The following is a 12,512-nucleotide window of genomic DNA, read 5'->3' as shown; positions in this document are numbered from 1 at the left end:
GGGGATCCACCCGGGAGCAATACCCCGGAACGGGGCGCGCGTTGAGCGGATACGCGCCCCGGACCGGACCCCAGGGCTCCGGCGGCGGCGCTGCGCACAGGCAGGGGACGGCCTGCACGCCGCCGTCCGGAGCCCGACACTCCCCCGACCTCTCGGCTTCGAGAAGGGGGCACCACCAGGCAACAAACGGGAGAGGCAATGACTTCGACGGGCGCGGGAGCCACGGGACTGAGGGCCCAGGTCCGCACACGGGACGGCTGGGCGGTCCAGCACGCCGTGCTGACCGTCACCGATATGACGGGCGCACAGGTGCTGCGCGCAGCGGCGGACAACGAGGGCGCCGTCCGCAGCGAACAGCCGCTGCCCGCCGGCCCGTACACGGTCATCGTGACGGCCGTCGGCTATGCACCGGTCGCCGCCACCGCGATCGTGACGGCGAGCGGCCGGATGGACGTCGGCAGTGTCGTCCTGGCCCGGCAGGGCGGGGCCGAGCTGCCGCCGCCCGGCGCCTGGACCATCGACCCGATGCACTCGACGGTGGCCGCGGTCGCCCAGCACCTGGGGATCTCCAGCGTGCACGGCCGGTTCACCGAGTTCAGCGGCCGGATCGAGATCGCCGAGGACCTGTCCGCGTCGCGGGTCGAGGCGGCCATCAAGGCCACGTCGATCGACACCGGCAACGGTATGCGCGACGGACATCTGCGCTCCGAGGACTTCCTGAACGTCGAGGAGTTCCCGGAGATCACCTACCGCAGCTCGGGCCTGGCACCGGCCGGCCCGGACCGCTGGACGGTACACGGCGAGCTGTCGCTGCACGGGGTCGTACGCCCGGTGGACCTCGACCTGAGCTACCTCGGCACCGGCCCCGACCCGTGGGGCGGGGTGCGAGCCGCCTTCCGCGCCACCGCGGAGCTGCGCCGCGAGGACTTCAAGATGAACTACAACCAGGTCGTCGCGGCCGGTATCGCGGCGATCGGCACGACCCTGAAGGTCGAACTGGACATCCAGGCGGTGCAGGGGGAGAGCCTGCCGATGGGGTGAGCGCCCCTGCGCTCACAGGCGGACGGGCGACGGCCCCGGGCTTCACGGCCCGGGGCCGTCGTCGCGTCAGCCCGCCGGCCGGTCCCGCATCGCCTCGATCCCCGCGATCTGGAGATCGAGGGCGAACGCGAAGTCCCGGTCCAGCATTTCCACCACGCTGCCGCCCCTGCGGACCTCGCCGACCCGGGTGGACGGCTCCAGCATCTCGGCGAACTCCGGCCGGTCCGAGAGCGCGGCGACGACCTCCTCGAAGTAGTCGTCGAGGCTCATGTCGGCGGCGCGGCAGCGGGCCTCGTGGGTGGCCCGGATCGTCGAGAAGCCGTAGACGAAGTGGAACAGAGACGCCAGCGCACCGGACGCCTGGTCCGCTGCCAGGCCGCTGCGCCGCATCACCCGCTGGGTGGCGTTGGCGAAGGCCGTCGAATGCGGGCCGATGTTGATGAACTCGCCCAGCAGCCGGGCCGCCCAGGGGTGGCCCAGCAGCATGTCGCGGTAGCCGACGGCGAGCGTGCGCAGCTGGTCGCGCCAGTCGGCGGCGGCGTCCGACTCGTCGGGCAGGGCCATCTCTCCGGCCACCGCGTCCACGGCCAGTTCCAGCAGGTCGTCCTTGGTGTCGACGTACCAGTACACGGACATCGCGGTGACGCCGAGCTCGGCGGCGAGCCTGCGCATCGAGAACTTCGACAGGCCCTCGGCGTCGAGCAGCCGGACCGTCGCCGCGACGATCTTGTCGAGGTCGAGCCCGGCCGGCTGCTCCGCCTTGCGTTTGAGCGGGGGCCGTTCGGTCAGCCAGACGCTGTTCGGCCGCTTCCTGGCGCGGTCGTCCGTCGCTGCCATGGCGCCCCTCCCTGTCCTGAGCGTCGTCGACGTCGTGGGTGCCGTCGTCGAGGTCGGCTTCGGTGTCGTCCGTCGGTGACGGCACGTACGGGTGTCATACGTGCCGCCGGTACGTGCCGTTCACGATCACGTACCGGGCCGATGCTATTCCGCCGCGGCTGCGGCCGGTTGCGAACCGGAAGGCGCCGCGAGCGGCTCCGCCTCCTGGCCGGTGCGCTCCGCCCGGCGCAGCAGGACGGCCGCGACCAGCCCGCCGAGGAACACCGCGGCCGCGCCGACCAGCTGGCTGGTGCCGATGCCGGACGCGAAGGCGTCGTGGACGGCGGTCCGTTCGGCATCCGTACGGGTGCGGGCGAGTGCCGCGGACAGCGATCCGGCGCCCGCGGCGGCCAGCGGAAGCAGCGCCACGAAGCGGGAGTTGAGGACCGCACCGAGGACGGCGACGCCGAGACCCTGGCCGAATTCCATCAGCGTGCCGTTGACGCCGGCCCCCACTCCGGCCTTGGCCGGCGGGATGGCGGACATGATGGCGTTGGCCATCGTGGGCATCGCGAGCGCGACACCGAGGCCCATCACGACCAGGCTGATCAGCATGCCGCCGTAGCCGGCGCCGGCCAGCAGGGAGACGGCGGCCAGGCCGGCCGCGAGCAGCGACATCCCCGAGACGATCATTCCGGGGGTGCCGATCCGGGGCATCAGACGGGCGCCCAGCCCGGTGAAGTTGATCAGGATGACCGTGACGGCGAGCGGCGCCATCCGCAGGCCCGCATCCAACGGGCCGTAGCCCATGACCAGTTGGAGATGCTGGGTGAGCAGGAACATCGAGCCGCCCATCCCGAAGGCGACGAGGATGCCGCCCGAGACGGCGCCGATGAACCGGCGGTTGCGGAAGAAGTGCATGTCCAGCATCGGATGCGGGACGTGCAGCTCCCACAGCGCGAAGGCGGCGAGCCCGATGACACCGATGGCGGCGGAGCTCAGCACCTGGCCGGACAGCCAGCCGTCCATCGGCCCGGAGATGATCGCAAAGACCACTCCGACCATGCCGATCATGGACAGCAGGGCGCCCAGCAGGTCGAGGGGGGCACCGCCGCGGCTGCTGGATTCGGGCACCAGGAGGACGACGGCCGCCAGCGAGATCACCGCGACGGGGAGATTGACCAGGAACAGCGAGCCCCACCAGAAGTGATCGAGCAGCGAACCGCCGATCAGCGGGCCGGCGGCGAAGCCGAGGGAGTTGACCGAGCTCCAGATGCCGATGGCCCGGGGGCGCTCCTCGTCGTCGAAGATCTGCATGACGACGGCGAGGGTGGTGGTCACCAGCAGGGCGCCGCCGATGCCCATGCCGGCGCGGGCGGCGATGAGCTGGCCGGGCGACTGGGCGAGCGCGGCGCCGAGCGAGGCGGCCCCGAACAGCGACAGGCCGACGGCCAGCATCTTCTTACGGCCGTAACGGTCGGCGGAATTGCCCGCGGTGAGCAGCAGGCCGGACTGGACCAGCGAATACGCGTTGATCATCCACTGGACGTCGGCAGTGGTCGCGCCCAGGTCCTCGGTGAGGGAGGGGATGGCGACGTTCAGGACGGTGTTGTCGAGGATGACCGTCAGCTGCGCGAGGCAGATGACGGCCAGGGTCAGCCACCGGGTGGCGGACCGGCCCGGTGGCTGGAGGGCGGTGGAGGTGGCGTCGGAGGCCACGGAGGGCATACGGGCTCCCTGTACGGTGCGGGCGGTGACTTACACCGTACAGGGAGAGCTATACGCCGTACATTTGATTTTCGGCCGCCTGGGGGAGCGGGCGGCGCGGACCGTCGCCGCGGCGGCGCCGCCCGGGGTGCGCCGCCCCGCTCACGCCTTCCGGGTCAGGTCGTAGAAGGTGGCGCTGCCGACGGTGACCTTCTTGAAGGTCTTCGTCACCCACGAAGTGATCTTCGACGAGCCGCCCTGGCCGCCGCCGGGGCCGCCCCGCCCGCCCGCGAGGAAGTAGTGGATCTTCCCGTCCGCGACATAGGTCTTGAACTGGGCGAGGGTCGGCGACGGGTCGCTCCCGTTGAATCCGCCGATGGCCATCACCGGCTTCTGGGTGGCGAGTTGATAGCTCGCCGCATTCTGCGAGCCGATGGCCGCGGCGGCCCAGGTGTAGTCCCCCGCGTCCTTCTCCAGCAGCGCCTTGGCCTTGGCGCTCACCTTGCTGCCGTTGAGCAGTCCGCCCATGCCGCCCATCCGGCCGACGCCCCGCTCACCGAAGCCGCCCGGCCCGCCCGCACCGCCGGGGAAGCCCGGCCGGCCGGTGCCCTGACGGCCGGCGGCCTGCCCCGGGAGCCGGCCCCGGTTGCCGGGCTGGTTGCCGGCCTGGCTGTTGCCCTGCCGGGTGGCCTGGTTGTTGCCTTGGGGACCGCCTGCGCCCTGGCCGCCCTGACCGCCGCCGGGCGCGCCCCCTGCCGTACCGCCGTTGTTGCCGCGCCACATACCGGGCGGCCGGCCGCCGGGGAAGCCGCCACCGGGCCCGCCCATGCCGCCCCGCACCAAGGGGCCGGCCGTGATGATCGACCCGCTCTTGGGCGTGTTGACCGTGTTGAGGGTGTACGCGAGCGGACCGGCCAGCGCCGTCACCACCCCGAGCCCGGCCGCCAGCACCGCGACCCGCCGGCCGGCCCGCAGCGGCGCTCCCGCCCGCGCAGGACCCCCGTCCCGCACAGGCTTTCCGTCCCCCGCGGGCTCCCCGTCCCGCACCGAAGCTCCCGCCCGTACCGGCAGCAGCAGCCCCACCGCCGACACCAGACCCACGCCCAACACCGTCCAGCGCAGCCACGGCAGCCACTCCGGTGACCGGTCCAGCAGCACGTACGACCATCCGGCGGTCACCGCGACCGTCGCGGCCAGCACGAGCGAGGCGCCCCGCCCGCCGCGCCGCCACAGCAGCGCCGCGCCCATCCCGACCAGCGCCGCGATATACGGGGCCAGCGCGATGTTGTAGTACTGATGGAAGATCCCGGACATGAAGCTGAAGGTCGCGAAGGTCGTCAGCAGCGCGCCACCCCACACCAGGAACTCCGCCCGCTGCCCGGCCTGTTCGGCGGCGGTCGCACGCCGGGCCCGCCGCAGCACCCACACCCCCGCGCCCAGCAGGATCACCGCGGCAGGCAGCAGCCACGAGATCTGCCCGCCCATGTCGGACGAGAACAGCCGGGTGATGCCGGTCTCTCCCCATCCGCCGCCGCCACCGCCCCCGGGACGGCCGCCGCCCCCGCCGACGCTGCCGGTCTCATTGCCGGTGATCCGCCCGAAGCCGTTGTAGCCGAAGGTCAGCTCCAGGAAGCTGTTGTGCTGCGAGCCGCCGATGTACGGGCGCGAGGACGCGGGCCACAGCTCGACAATCGCCACCCACCAGCCGCCGGACACCACGATCGCCAGACCGGCGAGCAGCAGCTGCCCGAACCGCCGGCGCAGCGCCACCGGCGCACAGCAGACGTAGACCACAGCGAGCGCCGGCAGGATCAGCCACGCCTGGAGCGTCTTGGTCAGAAAGCCCAGGCCGAAGCAGACACCCGCCAGCACCAGCCACTTCGTACGGCCGTCGTCCAGGGCCCGCAGCACAGCGGCGATCGCACAGACCATCAGCAGGCACAGCAGCGCATCGGGGTTGTTGAACCGGAACATCAGCGCCGCAACCGGCGTCACGGCCAGCGCCCCGCCGGCCAGCAGCCCCGCCCCCGCACCGAACCGACGCCGTACGGCCCCGTAGAGCACCCCGACGGTCGCGACCCCCATCAGCGCCTCGGGCACCAGGATCGCCCACGAGCCGAGCCCGAAGAGCCGTACGGACAGCGCCATCGGCCACAGCGCGGCCGGCGGCTTGTCGACGGTGATGGAGTTCGCGGCGTCGGAGGAGCCGAAGAAGAACGCCTTCCAGCTCTCGCCGCCGGCCTGTACAGCGGCCGAGTAGAACTGGTTGGCATCACCGGACGCGGACAGACTCCAGAGGTAGAGCACCGCCGTGACCAGCAACAACGCCAGCAGAGCGGGACGCGCCCAGCGCGGCTGCGCGGGCCGCGCCGCGGTCCCGGGCTGCTGGGGCGTCCGGGGGGCGACGACCGACGCCAGCCCTCTCTCCTGTGATGTGAGGGGCGGGGGATACGACGGGTGGGCCGGCGTACCGGGCGGGGGCGGGGTCATCGAGCGCTCCTGGTGAGGTCGTTGTGTTCGTGTGTGGTGTGCGGCTGCGGTGCGTGAACGTCGTCGGTCCGCTCACGGTCGGGGAAGACCCAGGCGCGGAAGAGCAGGAACCGCAGCACCGTCGCCGCGAGGTTGGCGGCCACCAGCACCGCGAGTTCGGTCCCGTGCGAGGAGTCGCCGCCCGCGGCGTCGAGGGCGGCCAGGGAGCCGCTGGTCAGGGCCAGTCCGATGGCGAAGACCACCAGCCCCTGGGCCTGGTGGCGCAGCGCCCGGTCCCGGCCCCGCACCCCGAACGTCAGCCGCCGATTGGCCGCCGTATTGGCCAGGGCCGACACCAACAGCGCCCCCGCATTGGCGAGCTGAGGTCCCACCCCGAGCCGGAAGAGCGAGTACAGGGCCAGATAGAGCAGGGTGCTGAGGCCGCCGACGGCACAGAAACCGACGAGCTGACGGGCCAGCCCGCCGGGCACGCCGGACAGCTCACGGTCGCGCGGGTCGTCCCCGAAAGGCCGGGCGAGCCGGTCCAGCGGCAGCCCACCGGTCGCCAGCGCCCGCCCCACCCGCCATACGCCCTTGAGGTCATCGGCGGCCGTACGCACCAGTTGCACGGTGCTCTCGGGGTCGTCGACCCAGTCCACCGGCACCTCGTGGATCCGCAGCCCCGCCCGCTCCGCCAGCACCAGCATCTCGGTGTCGAAGAACCATCCGGTGTCCTCGATCATCGGCAGCAGCCGCGCGGCGACATCCCCGCGGATGGCCTTGAATCCGCACTGCGCATCGGAGAAGCGGGCGGCGAGCGAGCCGCGCAGGATGAGGTTGTACGTACGCGAGATGAACTCCCGCTTCGGGCCGCGCACCACCCGCGCACTGCGGCTGAGCCGGGAGCCGATCGCCAGATCCGAGTGCCCGGAGATCAGCGGAGCGACCAGCGGCAGCAGCGCGTTGAGGTCGGTGGACAGATCGACGTCCATATAGGCGAGCACCGGCGCCTCGGAGTGCGACCACACCGTGCGCAGCGCCCTCCCGCGCCCCTTCTGCTCCAGCCGTACCGCCGTGACCTCGTCGATCTCGTCGTCGAGCAGGGCGGCGACCTCCGGCGTACGGTCCGTGCTCGCGTTGTCGGCGATGGTGATGCGGAAGCCGTACGGGAAGGTGCGGGCGAGGTGCTCGTGCAGCCGCCGCACACACGGTTCGAGGTCGCGCTCCTCGTTGTAGACGGGGACCACCACATCGAGCACGGTCGCGATCTGACCGAGCCGCAGATGCTCGCGCGGTGGCAGGGAGCCCAGCGGTGTGCGGGGCGGCTGTGTCGTCGTCATGCCGACGACACTCGCCAACCGCGCTGTCACGGGGGTGTGCTGAGCCTGTGTCCTGACTGTGAGGGGGGAGCGGGGGCCGCAGCGGGCACCGGAGCAGGCATATGAGCAGGCACTGCCTTCGTCGGCAGCGTCACCGTGAAGACCGTCCGTCCCGGCACGCTGTCGACCCCGACCGTGCCACCGTGCGCGGCCACCACCGCCTCCACGATGGCGAGGCCGAGCCCCGTGCTCCCGGCGGCACGCGACCGCGAGGCATCACCACGCGCAAAGCGCTCGAAGACATGCGGGAGGAGAGCGGCGGGAATGCCGGGCCCGTCGTCCTGCACCTCCAGCTGAACGACATCGCGCCGCCCGGCAGGGCGCACCCTGGCGGTCACCGTCGTGCCCTCGGGCGTATGCGTCCGGGCGTTGGCCAGCAGATTCACCAAGATCTGGTGCAGCCGTCCGCCGTCGCCGTACACCCATGCCGGCTCATCGGGCAGCTCCAGCCGCCACCGGTGACCGGGCCCCGCCACCCGCGCATCGCTCACCGCGTCCACCACCAGCGGCGACAGATCCGTGCTCTCGTAGGACAGCGGCCGCCCGGAATCGAGCCGGGCGAGCAGCAACAGGTCCTCCACCAGCCCCGTCATCCGCTCCGCCTCCGACTCGATCCGGCCCAGGGCGTGCCGGGTCTCGGGCCCCGGCTGCTCCCGCCCGCGCCGGGTCAGCTCGGCGTAGCCCCGGATCGACGCGAGCGGCGTACGCAGCTCATGGCTGGCGTCGGCGACAAACCGCCGCACCCGCATCTCGCTCTCCTGCCGGGCCGAGAGCGCCGCCCCGACATGCCCCAGCATCCGGTTCAGCGCCGCGCCGACCTGCCCCACTTCCGTACGGCCGTCCGACTCGGACGCCGGCACCCGTACGTGCAGCGCCACCTCGCCCTGGTGGAGCGAGAGTTCGGAGACCCGGGTGGCGGTGGCGGCGACCCGGCGCAGCGGCCGCAGGGCGATACCGACCATGCTGGAACCGGCGAGGCCGGCCGCGATCAGCCCGGCGACCGTCACGCACTCCTCGATGACCACCAGCTGGCTGACCGTGCCCTGCACATGGCCGAGCGGCAGACCGAGCACCAGCGAGCGGTCCCGGGCGGACTTCACCCGGTAGTCACCGAGTCCGGGCAGCTCGGCGGTGTGCGGCCTGTCGTCCCGCGGCACCGAGTTCAACGCCGCGACCTGCTCACCGGACAGCCGCGCCAGCCGCTCCTCGGTCAGCCGGCTGGTCGAGTTGCTCAGCTTCGCGCCGTCCACGGCCATGCCGTCGGGCCCGATCCGCGCCCCCACCGTCCCGATGGGCTGACCCCCCATCGCCACGAAGTCCAGGCCCTGGCCTTGCGGAGGCACCAGGTCATGCGGCCGCGGGCCCTCGGCCCGCTTCACGGAACCCGTCAGCTGAATGTCCAACTGACCTTGCAGGTAGGAGTGCAGGGCGATGGTCGTCACCGTGCCGATGACGGCTCCGACGACAGCGATCAGCGCCACCGCCGACACGACGAGCCGGGTCCGGAGGGACCAGCGGCGGCGGAGGGTGGGAGGGAGTGGGGAGGTGGAAGGAGGCGGGGAGGCGGGAGGAGGTGGGGAGGCGGGCGGGGTGCGCGGCCCCGAAGGCCTGGCAGCCGAGGTGGCGGGTGTGCCCGGCCCCGACGGCCCGGGGGCTGAGGCGGCAGAGGCGGCAGAGGCGGCAGACACCCGTCTACCCACCGGGCTTGATGAGATAGCCCGCGCCCCGGCGGGTGTGGATCATCGGCGCCCGCCCCACGTCGATCTTCCGCCGCAGATACGAGATATACAGCTCCACGACGTTGGCCTGGCCGCCGAAGTCATAGCTCCAGACCCGGTCGAGGATCTGTGTCTTGCTCAGCACCCGCCGCGGATTGCGCATCAGATAGCGCAGCAGCTCGAACTCGGTGGCCGTCAGATGGATCTCCTGCCCGTCCCGCCACACCTCATGGCTGTCCTCGTCGAGCACCAGATCGCCCACCGTCAGCCGCGATTCGCTCCGCGCGCTGGCCGCGCCGGCCCGGCGCAGCAGTCCCCGCAGCCTGGCCACCACCTCTTCCAGGCTGAACGGCTTGGTGACGTAGTCGTCGCCGCCCGCCGTCAGCCCGGCGATCCGGTCCTCGACCGCGTCCTTGGCGGTCAGGAACAGCACCGGCACATCCGGAAGTTCACGCCGCAGCCGTCCGAGCACCGTCAGCCCGTCCATGTCCGGCAGCATCACATCGAGCAGCACCGCGTCCGGCCGCCGACTACGGGCGCAGCGCAGCGCTCCCGCGCCGTCCCCCTCCGCGCGGATGTCCCATCCCTCGTAGCGCAGCGCGAGGGACAGCAGATCGGCGAGGGAGGACTCGTCGTCCACGACCAGCACCCGCACGGGCGTGCCGTCGGGCCGCAACAGTTCCGGCTGCTTCCCGGGCGCGCCCCTGGAGGACGAGGCCGTAGCCGGCATACGAAACGACGCTGAGGACGACGAAGTCACGGTCATGCCCGTGAGCTTGACCCGCTCCCGTGAGAGCTCCCTTGCGCCTTTCTGTGAATCTCCTGAGAATCCCCCGTGCTTCTCCGCCCCCTCCTGGGGCTTTCCCCTCTCCTGGCCTCTCCCGGGCCCCCAACCCCCACCCCGTCCCCCACCCCTCGACCGACCTGGGCAGCCCCCCGTGCGACCCAGGTCGATCACCACTTCTTAAGCATCGCACCAGGCACTGACAATCGCTCTGACCAGCACTTTCATCGCCGTACGGAAACCCGCCCGGCACTCCCGCAGCCTCGGCCACGGCCCTACCCGCTGCACACGTTCCGCCCCGCTGCACGTTCCGCCCCGTCCCCGTGCCGCACACCACGTACCGTCATCCCATGAGACTCCTCGCCCTCTCCGGCAGTCTGCGTGCGCGCTCCTCCAACGGCGCGGTGCTGCGCTCCGCGCTCGCCCTCTGGGACGGCCCGACCGCCACCGCGGACATCGGCACACTCCCGCACTTCAACCCCGATCTGGACGGCGAGGACGCCACACCCCCCGCCCCCGTCGCCGCCCTGCGCACCGCGGTCGCGGCGTCCGACGCCCTGCTTCTCGTCAGCCCCGAGTACGCGCACGGCGTCCCCGGAGTCCTCAAGAACGCCCTCGACTGGCTGGTCAGCAGCGGCGAATGCGTCCACAAGCCGACCGCGGTGATCACCGCCTCGCCATTCCCCACCGGCGGCGACCACGCCAACGCCCAGCTCCGCGAGATCCTGCGCATGATGACCGGCGAGGTCGTCACGGCCGCCTGCCGCGAGATCCCCGCGATCGGCCCGAAGATCGACCCCTCTACGGAACGCGTCACCGACGAGCCCACCCTCGCCGATCTGGGCGTGGCCCTGACTCAGCTGGCCGCGGCCGCCACCGCGACCGCCGCCGCTCTCACGTCCGAACAGCACTGAGCACCCGGCACCCCGCCACCCCGCACACGCCCAACAGGCCCTGAGCGCCCTGCACTCCCCCACCAGGCCCTGCGTCCCACGTGCTACGTGCTGCCGTCTGCTTCCCTGGAAGAAGCAGCCCCTCCCCCTCACACCCCGAACAACCGCGCCGCGTTCCCGTAACAGACTCCCCGCAGCCACTCCTCACCCAGCTCCAGCCTGCTGAGCGCCTCCAGCGCATGTGCGTACCCGTAAGGGATGTTGGGAAAGTCGCTGCCGAACAGCACCCGGTCACCGAGGTCCGTGAGCCGCCGGCGTTCCGTCCGCGGGAACGGCGCGTCCCGCTCGGAGAAGTCCGTGAAGACCATCGTCGTATCGAGGTGCACGCCCGGGTATCGCTGCGCAAGGTCCAGGAAGTCGGCGTACTCCGGCATCCCCATGTGCGCGATGATCAGCCGCAGCCCCGGATGGCGGGCCAGCACCCGCCCGATCGGCTCGGGCCCGGTGTACTTGCCCGGCGCCGGTCCCGACCCGCAGTGGATGACCACCGGCACACCGGCCTCCGCCACGGCACCCCACACGGCATCGAGCAGCGCATCGGCCGGGTCGTACCCGCCCACCTGCACATGCGCCTTGAGGACCCGTGCCCCGCCCGCCAGTTCGGCGCGCACATACGCCGCGGCGCCGTCCTCCGGAAAGAACGTCGCGGTCCGCAGGCAGTCGGGCGTACGGGACGCGAAGTCGGCCGCCCAGCCGTTCAGCCACTGCGCCATCCCCGGCTTGTGCGGGTAGACCATCGACGTGAACGCCCGCACCCCGAAGCCGCGCAGCACCGCCAGCCGCTCGTCCTCCTCGAAGCGGTAGGCGATCGGCCACTGCCTGCCGACCAGCGGTCCGGCCGCGTCGAAGTACGCCCAGACCTTCGCCATCACCCGCTCGGGCATGAAGTGCGTATGCACATCGATCAGCCCCGGCAGCCCCAACTCCCGCCAGAACGCGCCGACCCGCTCATCACCCTCCGCCACGCCGTGCCCCTCCCCCTACGGTTCCGACCACTACTCCCGATCACGACGACCGCAACCAGGACGCCGCCCCTGCACAGTCCGACCCCACGCCCCTGGTGAGACCCGCCCGCCGGCAGAACACCACGCGCCCAACCGACGCCCCGCCCTCCGGCGACGCCACACGCCGGGCCGACATCATGCGCGGCCGATGCCACACGCCCGGCGTTGACTCGCGCGGCCGATGCCACACACCCACCGATGCCCCGCGCCCAGCCGACGCAACGCCCAGCCACCGCGCCCGCCATCTACCTGCACCGAGCATCTAATCGCCCCCCTCGGCCCGGAACAACCCCCGCCAGCCACTTCCCCAGCAGGCCCGGCAAGCCCAGAAACCCCAGCAAGCGCGCACGCCGACACGGTCAGCAAGCCCCGCAAGCCAGCCCCGCAAGCGTCGGCACGGTCATCCCGCCACCAGCCCGAATCCCCCGGATGCCCCGGACGCCCCGACGCCCCTCCCCGGCCACCCACCCGGAACCGTCCCATCCGGAACCGGCCCGCCCCGAACCACCCCGGACCGAACCACCCCGAACCGAACCGCCCCCTCAGAACAACCCTTCCTGCCGCCCCCTCCCCTCCCCTTCCCGCTCCCCCGCCCCGGGCCCCCCGGCCCGCACCGGCACCGTCGTCACCCGCCCCACCGC

At 72.3% G+C, this 12,512-nt stretch carries 9 protein-coding genes; 2 read left to right on the top strand and 7 right to left on the bottom strand.

The window, feature by feature from the left end:
• Nucleotides 1-198: 198 nt before the first annotated feature.
• Nucleotides 199-1,041, top strand: a complete 843-nt coding sequence (locus tag IF67_RS0126075) for a YceI family protein (RefSeq protein WP_030989612.1) — start codon at nt 199-201, stop codon at nt 1,039-1,041.
• 66 nt (nt 1,042-1,107) lie between these two features.
• On the opposite strand, the gene IF67_RS0126070 is transcribed toward IF67_RS0126075, so the two are convergent.
• The 6 genes from IF67_RS0126070 to IF67_RS0126045 all read right to left on the bottom strand — a co-directional run bounded on the left by IF67_RS0126070 (nt 1,108) and on the right by IF67_RS0126045 (nt 9,860).
• Nucleotides 1,108-1,878 carry a TetR/AcrR family transcriptional regulator gene (locus IF67_RS0126070; protein WP_030989610.1) on the bottom strand — a complete coding sequence of 257 codons (771 nt, stop codon included), beginning with the start codon at nt 1,876-1,878 and terminating at the stop codon, nt 1,108-1,110.
• Nucleotides 1,879-2,022: 144 nt separating this feature from the next.
• Nucleotides 2,023-3,585 carry an MFS transporter gene (locus IF67_RS0126065; protein WP_030989609.1) on the bottom strand — a complete coding sequence of 521 codons (1,563 nt, stop codon included), beginning with the start codon at nt 3,583-3,585 and terminating at the stop codon, nt 2,023-2,025.
• A gap of 141 nt (nt 3,586-3,726) precedes the next feature.
• On the bottom strand, nt 3,727-6,054 hold the full coding sequence (locus IF67_RS0126060; protein ID WP_030989607.1) for an ArnT family glycosyltransferase: 2,328 nt from the start codon (nt 6,052-6,054) through the stop codon (nt 3,727-3,729).
• Nucleotides 6,051-7,373 (bottom strand): bifunctional glycosyltransferase family 2/GtrA family protein, encoded by a 1,323-nt coding sequence (locus tag IF67_RS0126055; protein WP_037839876.1) that lies wholly within the window; start codon nt 7,371-7,373, stop codon nt 6,051-6,053. Before IF67_RS0126055 ends, IF67_RS0126060 begins: the two co-directional genes overlap by 4 nt.
• 26 nt (nt 7,374-7,399) lie before the next feature.
• Nucleotides 7,400-8,893 carry a sensor histidine kinase gene (locus IF67_RS0126050; protein ID WP_420708716.1) on the bottom strand — a complete coding sequence of 498 codons (1,494 nt, stop codon included), beginning with the start codon at nt 8,891-8,893 and terminating at the stop codon, nt 7,400-7,402.
• 211 nt (nt 8,894-9,104) lie between these two features.
• A complete protein-coding gene (locus IF67_RS0126045) occupies nt 9,105-9,860 on the bottom strand; it encodes a response regulator transcription factor (RefSeq protein WP_030989602.1) in 756 nt (251 codons plus the stop codon).
• Between the two features lie 404 nt (nt 9,861-10,264).
• Here IF67_RS0126045 and IF67_RS0126040 point away from each other — a divergent pair, with 404 nt between their 5' ends.
• A complete protein-coding gene (locus IF67_RS0126040; protein WP_030989601.1) occupies nt 10,265-10,828 on the top strand; it encodes an NADPH-dependent FMN reductase in 564 nt (187 codons plus the stop codon).
• A 128-nt stretch (nt 10,829-10,956) separates the two neighbouring features.
• Here the strand turns inward: IF67_RS0126040 and IF67_RS0126035 are convergent, their stop codons facing one another.
• Nucleotides 10,957-11,832, bottom strand: coding sequence for an amidohydrolase family protein (locus IF67_RS0126035; protein ID WP_030989599.1), 876 nt, complete (start codon nt 11,830-11,832; stop codon nt 10,957-10,959).
• Nucleotides 11,833-12,512 lie beyond the last annotated feature (680 nt).

The sequence above is a fragment of the Streptomyces sp. NRRL S-1813 genome, from assembly GCF_000719605.1.
Classification (GTDB): Bacteria; Actinomycetota; Actinomycetes; order Streptomycetales; family Streptomycetaceae; genus Streptomyces; species Streptomyces decoyicus.
This window is presented reverse-complemented; position numbering and strand designations above follow the sequence as displayed.

Coding starts and splice junctions, on each gene's coding strand:
- IF67_RS0126065 (WP_030989609.1), bottom strand. CDS start 3,585: ATGCCCTCCGTGGCCTCCGACGCCACCTCCACCGCCCTCCAGCCACCG.
- IF67_RS0126060 (WP_030989607.1), bottom strand. CDS start 6,054: ATGACCCCGCCCCCGCCCGGTACGCCGGCCCACCCGTCGTATCCCCCG.
- IF67_RS0126075 (WP_030989612.1), top strand. CDS start 199: ATGACTTCGACGGGCGCGGGAGCCACGGGACTGAGGGCCCAGGTCCGC.
- IF67_RS0126070 (WP_030989610.1), bottom strand. CDS start 1,878: ATGGCAGCGACGGACGACCGCGCCAGGAAGCGGCCGAACAGCGTCTGG.
- IF67_RS0126045 (WP_030989602.1), bottom strand. CDS start 9,860: ATGCCGGCTACGGCCTCGTCCTCCAGGGGCGCGCCCGGGAAGCAGCCG.
- IF67_RS0126040 (WP_030989601.1), top strand. CDS start 10,265: ATGAGACTCCTCGCCCTCTCCGGCAGTCTGCGTGCGCGCTCCTCCAAC.
- IF67_RS0126055 (WP_037839876.1), bottom strand. CDS start 7,373: ATGACGACGACACAGCCGCCCCGCACACCGCTGGGCTCCCTGCCACCG.